General features: G+C 68.1%; 16 protein-coding genes. 5 read left to right on the top strand and 11 right to left on the bottom strand.

Translation table 11 applies throughout. The features are described 5' to 3' along the window. Positions 1 to 12: 12 nt before the first annotated feature. Positions 13 to 789 carry an SDR family oxidoreductase gene (locus NB3_RS31890; RefSeq protein ID WP_067810633.1) on the bottom strand — a complete coding sequence of 259 codons (777 nt, stop codon included), beginning with the start codon at positions 787 to 789 and terminating at the stop codon, positions 13 to 15. A 567-nt stretch (positions 790 to 1,356) separates the two neighbouring features. On the opposite strand from NB3_RS31890, the gene NB3_RS31885 reads away from it, so the two are divergent. Continuing rightward, complete coding sequence (locus NB3_RS31885) at positions 1,357 to 4,233, top strand: TIR domain-containing protein (RefSeq protein WP_169810774.1); 2,877 nt, start codon at positions 1,357 to 1,359, stop codon at positions 4,231 to 4,233. Between the two features lie 43 nt (positions 4,234 to 4,276). Here the strand turns inward: NB3_RS31885 and NB3_RS31880 are convergent, their stop codons facing one another. Then, positions 4,277 to 5,284 carry a GlxA family transcriptional regulator gene (locus NB3_RS31880; RefSeq protein ID WP_067810631.1) on the bottom strand — a complete coding sequence of 336 codons (1,008 nt, stop codon included), beginning with the start codon at positions 5,282 to 5,284 and terminating at the stop codon, positions 4,277 to 4,279. Between the two features lie 141 nt (positions 5,285 to 5,425). Between NB3_RS31880 and NB3_RS31875 the strand changes: the two genes are divergently transcribed. After that, on the top strand, positions 5,426 to 6,343 hold the full coding sequence (locus NB3_RS31875) for a Rossmann-fold NAD(P)-binding domain-containing protein (protein ID WP_067810629.1): 918 nt from the start codon (positions 5,426 to 5,428) through the stop codon (positions 6,341 to 6,343). Positions 6,344 to 6,460: 117 nt separating this feature from the next. On the opposite strand, the gene NB3_RS31870 is transcribed toward NB3_RS31875, so the two are convergent. Together NB3_RS31870 and NB3_RS35410 are read right to left on the bottom strand one after the other, a co-directional pair. Beyond that, complete coding sequence (locus NB3_RS31870) at positions 6,461 to 8,617, bottom strand: hypothetical protein (protein WP_067810628.1); 2,157 nt, start codon at positions 8,615 to 8,617, stop codon at positions 6,461 to 6,463. A 343-nt stretch (positions 8,618 to 8,960) separates the two neighbouring features. Beyond that, positions 8,961 to 9,119, bottom strand: coding sequence for a hypothetical protein (locus NB3_RS35410; protein WP_157112120.1), 159 nt, complete (start codon positions 9,117 to 9,119; stop codon positions 8,961 to 8,963). 18 nt (positions 9,120 to 9,137) lie between these two features. Here NB3_RS35410 and NB3_RS31865 point away from each other — a divergent pair, with 18 nt between their 5' ends. After that, complete coding sequence (locus tag NB3_RS31865; RefSeq protein WP_067810627.1) at positions 9,138 to 9,467, top strand: TfoX/Sxy family protein; 330 nt, start codon at positions 9,138 to 9,140, stop codon at positions 9,465 to 9,467. A 6-nt stretch (positions 9,468 to 9,473) separates the two neighbouring features. Here the strand turns inward: NB3_RS31865 and NB3_RS31860 are convergent, their stop codons facing one another. Both NB3_RS31860 and NB3_RS31855 read right to left on the bottom strand, forming a co-directional pair. Further along, the gene (locus NB3_RS31860; protein WP_067810626.1) at positions 9,474 to 11,177 is read right to left on the bottom strand and encodes a metallophosphoesterase; all 1,704 of its coding nucleotides are present in this window, start codon (positions 11,175 to 11,177) and stop codon (positions 9,474 to 9,476) included. An 84-nt stretch (positions 11,178 to 11,261) separates the two neighbouring features. Further along, the gene (locus NB3_RS31855) at positions 11,262 to 11,945 is read right to left on the bottom strand and encodes a TetR/AcrR family transcriptional regulator (protein WP_084823841.1); all 684 of its coding nucleotides are present in this window, start codon (positions 11,943 to 11,945) and stop codon (positions 11,262 to 11,264) included. 100 nt (positions 11,946 to 12,045) lie between these two features. Here NB3_RS31855 and NB3_RS31850 point away from each other — a divergent pair, with 100 nt between their 5' ends. Beyond that, positions 12,046 to 12,492: a cupin domain-containing protein gene (locus tag NB3_RS31850; protein ID WP_067810623.1), complete on the top strand. Its 447-nt coding sequence runs from the start codon at positions 12,046 to 12,048 to the stop codon at positions 12,490 to 12,492. Positions 12,493 to 12,620: 128 nt separating this feature from the next. Here NB3_RS31850 and NB3_RS31845 read toward each other — a convergent pair whose 3' ends face one another. The 5 genes from NB3_RS31845 to NB3_RS31825 all read right to left on the bottom strand — a co-directional run bounded on the left by NB3_RS31845 (position 12,621) and on the right by NB3_RS31825 (position 16,791). After that, positions 12,621 to 13,019 (bottom strand): hypothetical protein, encoded by a 399-nt coding sequence (locus NB3_RS31845; RefSeq protein ID WP_067810621.1) that lies wholly within the window; start codon positions 13,017 to 13,019, stop codon positions 12,621 to 12,623. A 67-nt stretch (positions 13,020 to 13,086) separates the two neighbouring features. Then, positions 13,087 to 13,704: a DUF1109 family protein gene (locus NB3_RS31840; protein ID WP_067810619.1), complete on the bottom strand. Its 618-nt coding sequence runs from the start codon at positions 13,702 to 13,704 to the stop codon at positions 13,087 to 13,089. Between the two features lie 72 nt (positions 13,705 to 13,776). Beyond that, positions 13,777 to 15,063 (bottom strand): glycosyltransferase 87 family protein, encoded by a 1,287-nt coding sequence (locus tag NB3_RS31835; RefSeq protein ID WP_157112119.1) that lies wholly within the window; start codon positions 15,061 to 15,063, stop codon positions 13,777 to 13,779. 286 nt (positions 15,064 to 15,349) lie between these two features. Continuing rightward, the gene (locus NB3_RS31830; protein ID WP_067810618.1) at positions 15,350 to 16,081 is read right to left on the bottom strand and encodes a TVP38/TMEM64 family protein; all 732 of its coding nucleotides are present in this window, start codon (positions 16,079 to 16,081) and stop codon (positions 15,350 to 15,352) included. 476 nt (positions 16,082 to 16,557) lie between these two features. Further along, on the bottom strand, positions 16,558 to 16,791 hold the full coding sequence (locus NB3_RS31825) for a hypothetical protein (RefSeq protein WP_067810617.1): 234 nt from the start codon (positions 16,789 to 16,791) through the stop codon (positions 16,558 to 16,560). A 716-nt stretch (positions 16,792 to 17,507) separates the two neighbouring features. On the opposite strand from NB3_RS31825, the gene NB3_RS31815 reads away from it, so the two are divergent. Continuing rightward, positions 17,508 to 17,913, top strand: a 406-nt coding sequence (locus NB3_RS31815; protein WP_244892163.1) for a helix-turn-helix domain-containing protein, incomplete at its 3' end; no start/stop codon positions are given.

Genomic DNA, 17,913 nt, shown 5'->3' with positions numbered 1-17,913 from the left:
AGGCTCGACCGATCACCGACGCCTTCTGCCGGTGGCGTAGACATTCGTCGGTCCGGAAGCGACGAACTGCGACCAGGTCTGCGTGCCGTCGGGATGATCCGGACAGGTGTTCACTCCCGCTCGGAAGGCGTTGGCGACGCGGCCGAACACCGGCAGCCGCACGACTCGCCGCGGCCGCTGCCGGGCGGCGCGCCAGACCTCCGTCAACTGCGCCAGGGTGAGCACTTCCGGACCGCCGAAGTCGGGCGCACGGCCGAGCGGCTCGCCGACGGCCACCTCGGCGACTCGGCGCGCCACGTCGGCGGCGGCCACCGGCTGGAAACGGAAGCTCGGCGGCAACGGCGCCACCGGCCATTTCTCGACGGTCCGCAAGACCGCCGCGATCAGCTCGTGGAACTGGGTCGCCCGCAGGATGGTGTGCGGCACGCCGCTGTCGACGACGGCTCGCTCACAGGCCAGCTTGTTGCGGTAGTACCGGAACGGGATCCGGTCGATCCCGACGATCGACACGTAGAGCAGGTGCCGGACCTCGCGCGCGTGCCGCAGCAGATGCTCGGTCTGCTCGAGGTCGGCCCTACCCGCCCGGCGGGCATCCGAGGCCGCGTGGACGATCACTTCGGTCCCGCTTACCGCCTCCGCCACACCTACACCGGTCCGCAGGTCGCCGACGTGCGTGCCCGCCCCGGGGCGACGCGACAGCACCCGTACGTCATGGCCCGCCGCACGCAACCGGTCGACCACGAGCCTGCCCAGCGCGCCGGTTCCACCCGTGACGAGAATCTTGGTCATGGACCACTTCTACCGCCCGAGTTCGCCGGCGCGCAGGAGGTCCCTGTCGGACGGTGCGTCGCCCAGATGTACCCGACGATCAGCTGGCCGCATCCTGGCGGGCTACCTGTGATTCGCGAAGCGCTGGGCGAGACGTCGTCGCAGTTCCATGCCGATGTCGCTCCGACATGAGTGCTCGGGCGACACGACTTGTCTCCCAGACCTTTTTCGCCGCGATGGGTGCTCGGTCACCGCGGACTTGCTCATCTTCGTCCCGGTATCAGCGAAAACAATTGCGAGGCAATGGTTGTCCCTAGTGTCGAGCACCGGTGCGGTGGTTGAATCGGTGTTCGGGGCGAGTGCCGGAGCCCCGAGAATCGGGAGGAGGGGCCTGATGACGGTCGAAGGCGTAGTTCGTGGTGGCGGGCGGCGAACGTCGGCGCCGGATGCTCCGGCGCATGTGGTGGCGCCGGGAGCCCTACATTGTCGTGGCGCGGGCGCGCCGAGTTCTCGCGTCGACGGACGCGACCGGCGACGTCTCGGTGGCGGGATAGCGCTGGCGAACCCGTCAGGACGCGTGGCGCCGTGGTGAAAGTGGCGCTGAGACGGCGGACCACACGCGCGGATACCGGCTACGGCGCGTTCCTGTCCTACAGCGGCGATCGGGACCGGGCGGTGCTCCCGCTGGTCCAGAACGCGATCGAGAAGTTGCCACGCCCGTGGTACCGCTTCCCGCGCATGCGCATCTTCCTCGACTACAGCGGCGTCTCGATCGGTCCTGGACTGGAAGACAAGATCGTCGCAGGTCTGTCGCGGTCCCAGTGGCTGGTCGTGGTGGCTTCACCCGAGGCTGCCCGCTCCGAGTGGGTGGACCGCGAAATCGAGTGGTGGCTGGCGCATCGATCTCCCGAGACGATATTGCTGGTCCTCAGTGCCGGATCCCTGTTCTGGGACGAAGAAGCCGGAGATTGGGACCGGGCGCGCTCGACCGCGCTGCCGCCACGCCTGTTCGGGGTCTTCGCGTCCGAACCCGTGTACAAGACGATCAAGTGGCGTGCGGACGCGAACGGAGTCCCGCGTCCGGACATCGACGCCATCGCGATCGGCATCGCCGCGGTGATTCGCGGCGTCTCCGAGGCGGACCTCAAATCCGAGGGCTATCAGCAGACCAAGCGAAACTTGCGCGTGGCGAACATCGCCATCGGCGCATTGGTCATGCTGCTGGTCGCCGCGCTGGTCGCGGCGTTCATCGCCTGGGTGCAGAGCAACCGCGCCGAGGAGCAGGCCAGAATCGCCACGGCGCGGCTCATGGCCTCGGTCGCCGACACCAGGACGGCCACCGATGTCCGCGCGGCCCTGCTGCTGGCCGTCGCGGCGTACCGCCTCGACCCGAGCCCCGCGCACCGTGCCGCCCTGCTGCGCGCGAATCTGGCCAGTCCGAAAGTCGCTCGTTACGTTGCGGCGCCTGCGGAGGTCACGGCCTTGCAGAGCAGCGCCGACGGTCGAACCGTCGTTGCCGGGCTCGCCGACGGACAAGTCGTGACATGGGCGCAGGGAGGCTCGGCGACGACCTCGGTCGCGCGTTTGCCCGGCGAGATCCGCTCGCTGGCCGTCGCCGCGGACGGCCGGACGGTTCTCGCCACGGATGGCGCCTCGATCACACTGTGGGGCAGCAACTCCGATCGGCCGGACTTGAGCGTGCCCGACGCGAGCGAAGTCGATGTCGTCGCCGTATCCGCGTCCGGGAAGTTCGGTGCGGTCCATCGCAAGGAGACCAAGGCGGTGGAAGGCACCCCGGGGACGGTCGACATCATCGACAATGCCGCTGGACGGGTTCTCTCGTCACATCCGATCGAACGCGCGGTGACGAGCATGGTGTTCACCGACGACACGGCGTTGCGTCTCCTCGAAACCGGCGGCAAGGTACGGCAGATCTCGCTTCGCGGCCGCGCCGACCTGGATCTTTCACCTCTCGACACCGACAACGCCTGTGGCAACGGCCAGGACGTCGGGGAATTGTCGCCCGACGGGTCCTCGTTCACCTGCGCCGTCTTGCCCGGCATTCCGGTGCCGGTTTTCCGGCTGCCTCCGACTCCGAGCGCTGTGCGCCCAGAGCCCGGATATGTGGGCGTCGCGATGCCGAGGCGATCGGCTCCCGCCGTGCTCAGCCACTCGGCGCGGATAGCAGCGGTGCCAAGTGCCGACGCCGGGTTCTATGTAGGGCCCGTCACCGGCGAGCCGAGGCCTCCCGAGCCGCCGCCGCTGATCACCGGTACTGCCGTCGACTTCGACCGGAAGCTACTGCGTTTCCTCGGAACCTCCGAGACGCAGCTGGTTTCGGCGTCCGGGCGACTGATCACCTTGTGGGATCTCGCGCAGCGCGACCGGCTGGCGAAATCTATTCCAGTGCCGATCGTCAAAGGATGCAATAACTGTCCGCCCAGCTTGTCGCTGTCCCCGGACGGACGCACCGCGGTGATCACCGGCAAGGCCAAGGACCCGGATGGTTCGGCGCTGGACAACGACGTCGTGATCCTGCAGCAACTCGGGCCGGACTCATCCCGGCAGCTCTCCATACCAGGCCTGTCCGGTGTTCCTGCGTGGCGCGCGGATGGCGCCATGTTGGCTATCGCCGCGAATCCGGCGCTCGGGAACGAACAACGCGTATCCGCCTACCGGCCACAGGTCGAGACTCCATTCGAGGTGGCGGTCCTGTCCTCACCGCCGCCGCATGTCAGCGTCGCGGCGGCGGGAGTGTCGTCCTCGTCACCGACCGCGGTTTCTGTGGACAGCAGTGGACGGGCATATCTGCACAACCTGGCCACCGGCCACATCGATACGGAATTCATTCCGCTGGGTGGCGCCGTGGACACCCTCCCTGTCGCGGAAGCGGGGATCGACGCGACCGGAGAGTTCTTGGTCATGCGCGACGCCGACCATATATCGGTCTACGACTTGTCGGGGAAGCAGGACACACACGACATCGACGGCAAGGACGTGCAGGCGGTGTTGTTCGCCGGGCCGCATCTGCTGATCCGCCGGGAAGACAGCATCGAGATATGGGATCGGACCGGCTCGCATCGTGAGCGGACGATCCCTTTCCGCAGCACTCGGGACGCCTCCGCTCAGCTCGCCGCCGCGGCGGACGCGACCGTAGTCGCCGCGAAAGACCAAGCGGGCTATATCACTCTCTTCACCGACGGCACGAATCTGGGTGAACTCGAGCCGGATTCCATCTGGCACGTCGCATCCGCCGTCGCCTTGTCCGCTGACGGACGGTATCTCGTGACGGTGAATCCCGGTCCAAAATTCTCCGGCGGCGTCGATGGAACGCTGACCGTACGGGATATCTCACCGGAGGGCCTGATTCGGACCGCTTGCGCGCACGCAGGCGCCGATCTCACCGACACCGAATGGAGCGCCTTGATGGGGGTTGCGCGGCCTGCACGAGCTCGCTGTCCTTAGGGCGTCCTCCACTGCTGTTGCCCACTGAGCGTGACCGACTCCTTCACTGGTTACCGGTGGTCGGCAGGCCAATCCTGGCCGCCGTTCCCGCGCGGTCGGGCGGTACAGGCGAGCGGGTGAACGACGCGCGGTAGCTGCTCGGCGGCACTCCGACGTGCCGGATCATGTGCTGACGCAGCGACTCCGCCGAGCCGATGCCGCTGTGCCTTGCCACCTGGTCCATCGGCAGCGTGGTGGATTCCAGCAGTTCCCTGGCGCGTTGCAGGCGCTGGTGCAGCAGCCATTTCCGCGGGCTGAGGCCGGTTTCCTCGTGGAAGCGGCGGGTGAGCGTGCGCACACTGGTGCGGGCGTGGGCGGCCAGGTCGTCCAGCGACAGCGGTCGGTCCAGACGGCGCAGCGCCCAGGCGCGGGTGTCGGCGAGTGTCACGCCGTTCTCCGCGGGTAGGGGGGCATCCACGAATTGCGCCTGCCCGCCGGGGCGCACCGGGGTGACGACGGCGGTGCGGGCGGCGGCGTTCGCGACGGTCGCGCCGTAGTCGGCGCGGATCAGATGCAGGCACAGGTCTATCCCGGCCGCCGCGCCCGCGGCCGTGGTGATCGGACCGTCTTCGATGAACAGCGCGTCGCTGCGGACCGACACGTCCGGGTGGTTCGCCGCCAGTTCGTCGGCGAGAGCCCAATGCGTGGTGGCGGTGCGACCGGAGAGCAAACCTGCCTGCGCCAGCACGAAGGCGCCGCTGCAGATCGAGGTGACGCGCTTGCCCGCGGCCACCGCGCCGCGCAGGGCGGTGAGCGTGGCCGCGTCCGCGTCGGCGCGGCTGCCCGTGCTCGGCACGATGACGATGTCCGCATCCTCGATCGCCTCCAACCCCCGGGAGACCACCACGTCGAATCCACCCAGCCCTGCGGGAAGCACACCGGGCACGGCGGTGCACACGACGACGCGGTAGCCGGGCTCGCCGTCCACCATCGCCGCGCCCAGCACCGTTTCCGGCATGGCCAGGTCGAAAGCCTTCACCGGAGGAACCGCGACGACGGCGACAGTCTGCATGGCCTGATCCTTGGGATAGTTGGCAATCCGGCCAGTAGCCTACCCCGCCGCGCCACGGCAGGCTGAGTAGCACGCGATCGGCGAACGGCGCGCACGGTGCCCATGATCGCGTGAATCGCATTGTCGTAGAGAGGAAGTCGCATGCCTTCGCATGTCATCGTCGGACGTGGCGCGACCGCTTCGGCCACCGCCGCGCTACTGGCCGAGTCCGGCGATCGGGTACGGATCGTCAGCCGCAGCGGTGCCGGCCCCGAGCACCCGAACATCGAGCGAGTCGCCCTGGACGCTCTGGACACGGCCGCGCTGGCCGCCGTCGCCGAGGGCGCCGAAACACTGTTCAACATGGCGATGCCCGCCTATCACACCTGGCCGGAAATGATTCCGCCGCTGTTCGGCTCCATTCGCTCCGCCGCCGAGCGGACCGGCGCGAACTACGTGATGCTCGGCAATCTCTATGGTTACGGCCCCGCCGACGGGCCGGTCACCGAGCAGTCGCCGCTGGCGGCCACGGGGCCGAAAGGGCAGGTTCGCGCCCGCATGTGGCGGGAAGCCGAAGAGGCGCACCGGGCGGGCCGGGTGCGCGTCACCGAAGTTCGGGCATCGCAGTTCATCGGCGCCGGCGCTGTCTCGGTGTTCTCCTTGCTCGCTCAGCCCAAGATCTCGGCCGGACAGTTGGCGTTGCTGCCGCAGGAACTCGACCTGCCGCACCCCTACACCGCGATCGGCGACGCGGCGGCGGCAGCGGTCGCGGTGGCCCGCGACGAGCGCGCGTGGGGGCGTGCGTGGCATGCGCCGGTCATCACCGCCACCGTGCGAGACCTGGCCGGGCGATTCGCGGCGGCGGCCGGGGCGCCGGAGCCGCGGCTGGCGGTCATGACCGATCGCGAACTGACGCTGCTCGGCCTGACCGACCCGTTCTGGGCCGAGCTGTTCGAGACCTACCACATGTCGCACGCGAGCTTCACCGTCGACGACTCCGCCATCCGGGACACGTTCGGCCTGAAGGCATCCGATCCGAACGAGGTGTTCGCGCAGGTCGTGCGCGCGGCCCGAGCCTGACGCGGCTGGGCAGTTCGACGCTGCGCATCCGGTCACGCTACCGCGTCGTCCGGCGGGCCGGGGCACTCGTCGAAGAATGGCGGCCGTAGGAGCCCGTGCACGGGACAGCCCGGCTCGTTACGGGTTCCACGGGTCGAGGCCGCCCTCGGGATCGAGGTGGTCGAGATTGGCGACGCGTCTGGCCGAGCGCATCAGGGCTTCCCGGGTCATGTTGTTCGGGTTCGCGTAGTACTCGCGGGCGGCCTCCTGGTGCATGGTCGCGACCCGGTGGCCGATCGCCCACCGGGTGTCCCGGCCCGCGTTGTCCCACTCGTCCGGGGTGATCGCCGCTCGCAGTGCGCGGTCGGAATGCCAATTCCGCTCGACCCGCCGCACGAACGCGTGATCGATGTTCGCGTTGGGTGCGGGCGCGTTGCTGTGCCGGACGAAGCTGTCGGCCGCGATCACCGCCTGGGCGGCGAAGGCGTCGCGGGCCTCGTGGTCGACATGGTTGTCCACCGCCCACGCCGCCGCGATCGCCTTCTGCAACGGGGCGAAACTGTACGGGTTCTGCGACGCCGTCGACTCCTGGACGGAATGTGCCGTGAACGCATGGGTGACCATCTCGTGGGTCGCGCCGGAGGACAGCAGCACGGCATGTACGCGCGAATCGGGAACCTTGTTGTCGCGCAGTACCTTCAACGCCCGTGAGACACCGAGCTGGGTGTGTATGCCCCCGACCGACTGGGCCGCGTCGATCGCGACACCTCGCCAGTTGGTCCGGGCCAGCTGATGCTCGACGTATCCCGCCTCGCGGCTGGCGAGGATCCTTCTGGTGGAGCGTTCGATCGTCCTCCTGGTGCCGGAGAGCGGATTCAACGGATTGACCCGCCCGCCGGCCAGCCACGCCGTCACCGGCGAGGAGTTGACGGTGTTGAGCGTGGCGAGCGTGGTCACCCACCCCATGCCGGGCGCGGACTTCCCACCGCCACCGCCGCCACCCATCCCGAGGGCGGTGCCGCCGCTCGCCGACTTGCCCGCACTGCCCTGCATCGCGAGCGCGAATCGGTTGGCGATCCACTCGTTGCCCCGGCTGAGGCCGCTGCTGAGGCGTTTGAGCTGGAACACGGCGACGATCTCGACGGTGCCCGCGATGATGATCACGGCCATGACCTGCCCGCGCGCCTGCGCGAACAGATTGCCCATGAACAACACGTAGACCCCGAGGAAGATGGTGTACGTCGTCATGCGCGCCGCCGCGACGAAACTGTCGACGATATTGCGCACCAGGAACGTCTGCGTCGGGCCGTACACGAATCCGCCCGCGGCGAAGCCGAAGATCGACATGAACCCGTGATAGATCGTGTCCAGCGCGGCCTTGATGACCTTCATGCCGAGATACATCGCGAAGGCCAGCAGGATGCCGCCGCAGACCAACAGCATCAACCCGGTGGCGACCTGCCCCATGGAGGGATTCTCCGCCTTCGCGTGCGCGGCGGTGTCGCCGCAGGATTTCAGACCGCTGATCACCCGGGAGTCGTCGCCTGCCGCCACCCCCGACGACCATGCCGATCGGCAGGCGGGCCGCTGGTCGACGGTGTGCCCGAAATTCCACACCTGGAGCGGCTGCCGGGCGAAATTGTCGGCCAGATCGCTCTGCATCGTCGCGACCAACTGGGTCGGGTTCGGGTCGGCGTTCCCGTTCAGTCCGGCGGCCACCGAGATGCCGAGGTCGCGGCCCTGCGCCAGCAATCCGTGCGAGGACAGCACGTCCGCCAAGGGCTCGGCCAGGAACAACGGACCCAGCAGCGCGACGCCGACCATCGTCACCACCTGCATGGTCGCCTTGGCGTGGTAGCCGCGCGCGATGAACCATCCGACGCAGACCGCGCCGATGGTGGCCGCCGTGACCAGCATGATCGGTGTCGCGATCTGCGCGGTGAGCGCGTCGGCCACGCCGTGCAGGGCCGAACTGAACATGTCCAGCCACCGGAAGCTCAACGCGTAGCCGATCAACCAGATCGCCGTCGTCACGATGGCTATGTAGCCGATGAACTCCAGGCCGAGCACGGCCCACAGAATGGTGGTGCGCGGCTTCAGCAGGCTTTCGTCACCGGTGGCGAACCGGTAGTCCGACAGCGGGATGCCCGACGAGTCGTGGATGTTCATCCAGCTGAGACCGTCGATGCCGGAGGTACCGGACGTGCCGCCCGCCGCGTCCTGGGCGAAGGCCAGCGCACCGAGGAAGCCGGGGAAGACGAAGAGCGCGAAGACGGTCAGCGCGAGCCAGAACAACCGTCGCCGCCAAGCGCTCGTCCCGGAAAGCGGCCGTCGGCGGGGAGCGCCGATGCGCGATACCGCTGTGGGGAACTCGCGGGGGACTCCGATCGAATGCCGCTCGGTCGAACTGAGGCGGGCAGTGCGTGATCGCACCGCCTGGAGGCAGATGTGCACGAAAGGGTCCTTCGTCCCGTCTCTGGGGCGCGATCTATGGCGACTACCGAAACGGGTTGCGCGCGAACGCCGATGGCATCTCGCCTCCGTCTCACGCCTGTATTACAGACAGGGACGGAAACGACCGCTTGAACGTCCAATGACATCCAGGAGGCTCGGGAGTGTACGTACGTGCCTTTTCCGCCTACTTGTCATTCCGGCGGAAGTCATTGGGATACAGGGTGTTTGAATGCGCGCGGCCCATGCCGGTCACATGCCGCGTCATCGGCGTGTGCCGTGGGCGACGACCGGACGAGGACACGCGGCCGTTTCCGGTCGCCGGATCGCCCAACTTGTCGGACACCGGGTGAACAATGCCGTCATGGCATACGACGAGGAGCTGGCCGAGCGCATCCGGGAACTGATCCCGCCGGGCCCCGAGCTCACCGAGCGGAAGATGTTCGGCGGCCTGGCCTTCTTGATCGGCGGCAATTTGGCGGTGGCCGCCAGCGGGCAGGGCGGGCTGCTGGTGCGGGTCGATCCCGACGAGGGCGAGCGGCTCGTCGGTGACGCGGTGCAGCCCATGGTCATGGGCGGGCGCGAGATGGCAGGCTGGCTGCGGGTCACTGCCGTCGACGACGACGAAGCGCTGCGGGAATGGGTCGAGCGCGGCGTCGCCTACGCCCGGACCATCCCGCCCAAGAAGAAATAGCCCTGATCAGGCCCTGACCTGCCGCCGGAACAGCACGCGGTCGAATTCGCGGCCGTACTCGTCCACCGCCACCACGTCCATCTCGCTGGCGAACACGCCCGGCCGGACGTCGACGCGCAGGAACGAGTAGTTGCGGAAGCGGACCCGTGACCACGGCGCGGCTTCGTCCTGCTTGCCGCCGCCCGGCGTCCACACATAGCTGTTGGGCACCGAGGTGTCGGCCAGCTCGTTGCCGCGGAAGGTCTCCTGCGATCCGGGCTGGAATTCGTAGCGCGGGCGTCCGCCGCCGCCCACCGTGTAGTAGACGGTGCCGTCGGTCTCCGGGTAGACGATCGAGTTGTCGCCCGCGACCTTCGTCGCCTGTCCGCCGCGCAGCGGATCGGTGCGCTCGTAGACGTGGTTGTGGCCCTGCAGGACCAGGTCCACTTGGTAGCGGTCGAACAGCCCGACCCAGGCATCGCGCACGCCGCCGTCGCTGGCGTGCGATTCGGTGGTCGAATACGCGCAGTGATGGAAGAAGCAGACGATGAAGTCGATGTCGGGGTCGGCGCGGTGGGCAGCAAGGGTGCGCTCCACCCAACTGGTCTGCGCCCCACCGGAATACCCGCTGTTGGCGCGGATCTCGTAGGTGACGTCGTTGGCGTCCAGCGAGAGCACCGCGACGTTGCCGTAGGTGAACGTGTACGCCGACGGGCAGCCCGCCGGACCGTTGCCGGGGAAGTCCAGGCGCGCCAGATGCCCGCCGTAGCCGTGGTCGCCGTAGGTCGCCTCCATGTCGTGGTTGCCGGTGGCGAACATCCACGGCGTCTGGGCGGCGCTGGACTCGATGGCGTTGAGGTAGACGTCCCAGACGTACGGGTTGTATTTGTCGAAACCGCTCGCCGGTCGCGTTCCGTGCGGGGCGAACTGTCCCGGTTTGCCCGCGCCGGACGGGTCGGCGTAGGCGATGTCGCCTGCGAGGATGTGGAAGTCCGGCCGGGCGGCGGCGATCTGACGCAGCACATTGCTCGCGTGCGGCGCGGCGGGATCGTTGTCGGCCTTGTAGTACTTGTCGTCGTAGTCGCCGGGAGCGACGCCCTCCGGCAGCGCCGGGGTCTCGTCGGTGCCCTGGTCGCCCATCATGGTGAAGCGGAACGGAAGGACCGAGGGGCGTGCGCTCGGCATCGCGGGCGCGGCGGCGCGGATGTCGCCGGCGAATCCGTCGGAGGTCCGCCAGCGGTAGAAGTGCGGTACCCGTCCGGGCAGGCCGTCCACCGGCGCGTGGACGTAGAACTGTTCGGCCGCGAGCACGCCGCCGTCGGCGGTGGGCAACTGGGTGAGCAGGTTGCGCACCTCGGCCTCGACCGTCGCACCCAGCGCCGGTGTCGGGCCGTGGTCGAGATACACCGCGGCGCCCGCCGGACGCCGCGAGAGCTGCGCCGCGAATCGCAATTGGCTGGCCGCGTCCGGCCCGAAGGCGACGCGGCGTCCACCCACCGCGAGCTGCGCCTCCTCGGCGTAGGCGCGCCTGCCGAACGGCGTGGTGCCGACCGCGGCCACCGCTGCCGCCGCGGCCGCGCCACGCAGGATGTTGCGCCGCGACACCGGGCGGCGGCGCAGGTAGGCGCGGTGCCATTCGTGCTGCTCGGCCATGGTCATGTGGGCAGCGAGACGGCCGGGAATTCCGGTGTCCGGAATGTCGCCTGCTGGATTCAGCGGTGTGGACGGCATATCGCAGATGCTGTACCGGGCGGGCGCGCCGAGCAACTCGGCGTCGCGCCGCGGGCGGGAATACCTCGTGAACAGTGGGTTTCGCTATTCCTGTTCCGGCGATTGCTTCGAATCCGGGAGAGGGCCTGGGGAGAACGGGGAGACCAGCGAAGCGCTCCACGGAAACTCCGGCGCGTCCGGCCGCGCTGACCCGGCGGCAGCCGACAGCGGTTCGTTGTTCCCGGTCAGCCTGAGCACCGTGCGCTCCATGGCGGGCAGGATTTCGGCGATGTCGAGATCGGCGTGCGCGAAGCGGCCGATCAGCGCGTAGATCATGTTGGTCAGCACCAGCGCGATGTCGGCGGTGTAGTCCGGATCGAGATCGGCGAGCAAGGCGCTCGCGGCGGGCAGCACGGCGTCGAAGCCTTGCCCGTCCAGTCGCCGGCCACCGGGGCCCGAGCGCGCGCGATAGTAGGCTTCGAGCATCCGGGGATTTCGTTCCCACGGCTCGAACACGTAGCGCAGCAACCGCATCAGGCCATCGGCCAGTGCCTCGCCCTCGATGCGCGGGGCCGGGGTGGCGTAGGTATTGGTCGCCATCCATCGCTCGACGGCGGCGAGCATGAGATCGTCGCGGGTGGGGTACCGCTTGTAGACCGTGGCCAGCGAGACGTGCGCGTTCCGGGCGACCGCGCGCAACTGGACGGCGTCGTAGCCGTCCGATTCGAGCATCGACACCACGGCGTCGAGGATGTTCGCCGTGGAATCCGCTTCGTCTGTCCGGGCCACGTACGTACGGTAATCCAGGATCGCGGCGCGGGTGCTCGTCACCACGGCGGCGTTGGGCGAACGCGTGTTCCGATGCCGCCGCCGTGGCTAAGCTGCCAGGATGACGCTCTTTCTCCGCGTCGCCGCGGTGCCGGTCGCGCTCGCCGGTGCGCTGGTGAGCGCGGCGCCCGCCGACGCGACGCCCGGTAGCGACATCACCGCCGTCACCCTCGGCCAGGCGCAGATACCCGCCGGGCTGGTGCCGTTCGTGGCGGGCACCGATCTGGTCGTTCGCGAGATCACCATCGGCCCCGGCGGCTCCACCGGTTGGCACTACCACCTCGGCCCGGTCTTCGGTTTCGTCCGTTCGGGCACGCTCACCCACCCCGGCCCCGACTGCGACGCTCCGGTCTTCCGCACCGGCGAGTTCATCTACGAACCGGCGGGTGAATGGAATGTGCACATCGGCCGGAACCTCGGCGCGGAGCCGCTCGTCCTCGACGTCGTCTACGCCCCGCCCACGGGCGAACCGCTGTTCGTCGACGCACCCGCCCCGGCCTGCGCGTAGGACCGGTCGGTCGCGATTGCGGCGGCTGCGCGATGGCGTCCGGACAGCGGCGGTCGGGCGATCCGGCGGCGCGGGCACCGTAATGGTGTCGGCATCACGCAGGAATTCGACCGGTGCCGGTCCCAGGGTCACCGATCGTCGGGATGGGCCGGTGCCCCGAGTAGCCAGCGCCAACGCGGCAGTTCGGTGATTACCGTGACGACCGTCAGCGTCGTGACGACGACGGCCGCCCATGCGGGCCATGCGGCCCAGGACGCGAGCACGGCGGCGGCGAGTTGGAGAACGACGAGACCGATGGTGACTACGCCGGGGACAGGGATGAGGACCTGCCTCTTGTCGCCAGGGGTGGCGAAGAGAGTCGGCAGCCCGATGAGCAGGACCAATGCCGCGACCGCGAGCGCGACCGAGTGATCGGCCAGTGCCCATGGGGTGGCGATCCAGGCGATCAGTTCGGTGGTGAACCGCAGAATCGAGGCGATACGTCCCTGGTCTGTGAGGTTCGGCGAGGTGGTGGGCCGGGTGGACATGACGACAGCGTGTCATACCAGCTGGTCTGGAACGCTCGATGCTCCCAGTGGTGAGGAGGCGGCGACGTCAGCTACGCCATACAGCAGTGAACTCGTACCACGGGCCACCGAGGTGGGTTGCGGTGAAGTCGTCGAATCCAACCGGTGTGCCATGAGGTGAGTACGCCCACCCACTGCTCACCGTGAGCCCGAGGCCGCCATCCTCGATGAAGTAGACGGTTCCGTCGGGGTCCTTCCTTACAGAGCTCAGGTCGAACCGGCCGATTTCGACATGGGAGCGTGAAGCTTCCGAACTCGCCAGCAGGTCAAGGGCCACCTGCTCGAACTGCGGACGGGTGTCTTCGAACGACGGGCGGGGCAGGAGCGAAATTGTGCCTGCAACAGCGAGAATCAGCGCGGGCGCAGCCGCGATCCACCATGACCGTGTTCGGCCTCTACCTACGACATACAGCGTGCGGACCGCCCATACCGCACCGCAGATGAGGAGCACGAGTACGGCCGCAGCGCCGGACAACAGCGGATCAACCCAGGCCAAGGAGCCGTAGCGGGACGGCCACCAGTCGTAGTAGACGCACACCAACACAACGACTGGAACGAAAGTGAATGCCAGGTGAATCGGCCCAGGAGCCCTGTTCGGCTCAACCTGTTCGACCAATGCCCGGACAAGTGGCTCCCGGTTGCTCACCGGACCAAAAGTACCGCGCCGCAGCGGTCTCGAACACCGGCACAGGGACGGCCGCGGATTCTCGAACGTGCCCTAATTGTGGCTCGAGACCGGGATCGGCGGCTGTGCGTCGACGGTGTTCCGGGCTCGGCGCGACCGGAGCCGACAGGCGAGGATAGCGATCACCACCGTGAGATAGACCGTCGGCGGAACACCGCAGACGACAGCGCGGCACCACTGCGGCATTCGTTCCACTGCGGCGTTCATGGCCGGGACGTAACTCGGTGCGCCGGTGAGGTCGAGTCGTTGGATTTCGGCGAAAACGACGGTGGTGAACCACATCGAGACGGCGGCGGCACTCGTCGCCGTGGCCGCCGAGAGTACTGGCCGGATACGGGAATGCTCGCGAATCGTGTAGTGCGACAGCAGAATCAGCAGCGGCACGAACCATACCCAGTGATGTCCCCAGGCCAACGGCGGGATCGCGCAGCCGATCAGTCCGGTCACGACCAACCCGAGCAGTTCCTGGCCTAGTCGGTGGGCCGCCCACGCGGCGGCGAAACCGAGTGCCGCCGCGACTGTTACGCACAGCAGCCATATCCAGGTCGGCGCTGCGGCCGGTGCCCAGATGTTCGCCAAGACCCCGTTGATCGATTGGTTGCCCGGATGAGTCACCGGCCCGATCCGATCGGTGTCGCGCACCGCGTGCGACCAATACTCACGAGAGTCCGACGGCGCGACCAGCCAAGCGAACAGCACGGTAGCCGCCGTGGTCGTCAGGGCCGTGGCCGCCGCACGCCACTGTCGCGTGACGAGCAGATATGGCACGAACACGATCGCGGTCAGTTTCACGCCTGTCGCCACTCCGACCGACCACCCACGGAAACGGGCGGATGCGGGCCGCGTCAGATCCCACACGATGATCGCCATGAGCACCAGATTCACCTGGCCCTGCCACAACGTCCCGCGTACCGCCTCGATATCCACCGCGACCGCCGCCAAGCCGAGGCAGAACACCGCGAGGCGCACATCGGCGCGGTAGCCGAGCACCCGCCAGCATCGCCAGATGGTGGCCCACAAGGCGAAACAGGTGATCGCGAACCCTGCGATCCGGGCCATGTCGAACGAGAGCAGCGCCAGCGGAACGAAACACATCGCCGCGAAGGGCGGATAGGTGAACCAGCCACCCGGAGGCACCGGAGCCGCGTACAGCGGGTCCCGATGCAGCAGCTGCAACGCGCCGCTGCGGTAGATCTCCAGATCGCCTTGATTGACCAGCAATCCGAATTGCGGAGCCGCCCACAACGGGACCAACACCGCCTGCACGATCAGCGCGCACACGCCACCCGCGAGCGCGAGCACCACCCAGCGAGTCGACACCGCGATTTCATCCACACCGTCACTGCGCAAGCCGCACCCCCGGATCGTCGGCCGGAACGAAACGTTCGCGACAAACGCTAGCAAGCACGCCGACCGCTTCGCAGCAGCACACGCTTGGAGTCATCGGGGGTCGCGTATTGGGAAGCGGCGCTTGCCGTCTCGCGTCAACAATGGGGCAAGCGGTGATGGACGTAACGGTTGACCGATCGGTTTTTCTCGGTGCCCGAGCCGGGTCAGGCGTACGGCCACATCGTGTGGGTGAATCGCAACAGTCGGGCAGGTAGGTCTACTTGTCCGAGTCGCCGCAGGGATCCGGCGCAGCTTCTGGCTCGCGGTTCGCGCCGCCGCGCCAGCTGCGGTATCCGCGGTGCGCGGCGAAGGCTCCGATGATCGCGGTGGCGCACCAGACCGCGATGGCGGTGTAGGCCAGCGGGGCCGACAGGTCGCCGATGGACGCGCCGAGCGCGGTGTAGACGAAGGCGCGTGGGGCCGATCCGATGAACGCGCCGACGGCCATCTGCCACAGCGGAACTCCGAACGCGCCGAACACATACGACGCGAGCGCATCCGAGATGCCGGGCACGAAGCGCTGGCCGACGACGGCCCACAAGCCGCGCCGCTCGATCTGCGCATCGATGCGCTCGGCGCGTTCCGCCCCGAGCAATCCGCGCGCGCTTTCGCGGCCCGCCCGCCGCCCGAGGAAGCTGGTGATGATCGCCGTGCCCACCGCCGAGCCAAGCGTCACGAACGTCCCGACCAGCGGACCGAACAGCAGACCGCTTCCCGCGGCCAGCATCGGGCCGGGCACGAAGATGGCGCCGAGCACCGCCGAGGCGACAAGATAGGCGAACGGGGCCGCGGGTCCGGTCGCGGCGATCGCGTCCCGCACGCGTTCGACGTCGATCACTCCGGCGACGGCGACCAGATAGAACATCCCGAACAGGAACACGACGAACAGCGCCAGCCGCGCGATGTGCCGCCGCCGTTCGGTGCGAAAGGAGCCGTCGTTGTCCGTCATGCTGCCCGCAATCCTGCCTCGAGCTGGCCGGACGTTCGCGTCGAGGGCGCAGAGTGCCCGCCGCCGGAGTACGGGGGCACGATCACGAAGCGGGGCTCTACGGTTTGAGCTATCGGCGGTGGCCGACCGGGGTGTGAATCCCGAATCTCCGCGCTTCTGTGGAAACCCGGTCGCGAACCGGCGGGGTCTGTACCCGGTTTCCTGCGCCTGGTCAGGGGCGCACTGTTCAGCTGGTGGGCGTGCGACTGGTGATCGAAGGAGCCGCCGTCGATTCAGGGTTCCAGATACAGTCGTTCGTTCGGTAGGCGGTTTGCCGCTGGTGTCGGTGATCGCTACGGTCACCGAATCGGTGTAGCGGCGGGTCTGGTGTTCCTGGAGGAACAGCAGGGCGGCGGTGAGGCAGGCGACGAAGTCGAAGCGCATGCCGTGCAGGAATATGGACAGGCGGACATCGGGTTCGTCGGGGCGTGGGGATGTCACGGGCGCTCCGATTCGCGGTCGCGGAAGTAGCGGAAGCCGTCTCGGCTCACGATCACGGCGGCGACGAGGGTGGAGCAGGTGCGGTAGTCGCAGTCACAGTGCAGGTCGAGGGCTCGTATCGCGTTCTTGCGGCCGGACACCGGCCAGTGCGGGTTGTCGTGGGCGAACCGGGACCGCACTGGACGCGGCCGATCGGTGCGGAAGGGGACGATGACGCGGTCATCGAGCACCGGGCACCGCCCTGAGCCCTCGACGGCGGTTCGGCATCTGATCAGCCCATGCGCGAATGCCTTCCAGCACGACGCGCCCCGACGACCGGTACGGTCCGCGCGGCGGCACTATCCACTGGCGAATCGCGCCGGACGAGGCAGTGGGCGAGGGCAGCGCGATCGTCGCTCCGCACCGGGACACGCTCACGTCCAGCCGGAACAGTTCCGCGAACAGCCGGTCGTCCTCGGGCAGGTCCGCGACGACGAGAAACGTCCAGCGCCCCGAACGCGGGTGTGCCACAACGGGTCCGAGTGAAGCGCTCCGGCTCTGCATATGAGCTTTCACGGCTTGCCCCAGGCGGGTGGGCATCGTCACCCCGGACACGTACCCAGCTCGCAGGACGATCCGCCCCAACTCGGGCGGGTCGATCACCGCGGGTAGATCGCACTCGCGCCGATAGTACTGACACCTGGATCGCGGTGTGTCCCCGAACGATTGCATCGCCATCTGCGCTCCCCTCAGATCTGTTGCTGGTCATGCGCCCAAAGTCGGAGAGGTCTCCCCGGTCGGGAGAAATCGCTCTCGCCAAGACGCGGGGTAAGCAGACGAGAAGTGCTTGGTCCTGGGAGAAGGAATGTGGGAACCCAAGAAAGACAGCCCATTTCCCAGCAGGTTGCCCACGGGAGGTGTCACCATTTCCCCGACAGGGAACTCGGACGACCTCGGGAGGGAAGGCTTGTCAGAGGACGAGACCGGCAGCACGCTGCCGCGTCGCCAACTCGGCCGCCATCTGCGCGACGCGCGAGAAGCGCTCGGCATGACCTTGATCGAATCCGCGAAGCTCATGGAGTGGGGCAAGAGCACGCTGCAACGTCTGGAGAAGGGGCAGACGGAGAAGATCAGGTCGCACGACATCCGGCTGCTATGCGAGCAGTACCAGCTAGGCGATGAGCGGACTGCGGACCTGCTGTCGCTGGCTGAACAGATACCGGTGAAATCGTGGTGGCACGACTATGGATCGTTGATCACACCGGCGTTCGATGTGTACATGGGACTGGAGTCTTCGGCGGCTCAGCTCACCCAATTCCAACCATCTGTCGTACCTGGCCTGCTGGAAACCGCGGACTATGCTCGTGCTCGGT

Origin of the sequence: Nocardia beijingensis NBRC 16342 (assembly GCF_001612785.1) — a bacterium.
Taxonomy (GTDB): domain Bacteria; phylum Actinomycetota; class Actinomycetes; order Mycobacteriales; family Mycobacteriaceae; genus Nocardia; species Nocardia beijingensis.
This window is presented reverse-complemented; position numbering and strand designations above follow the sequence as displayed.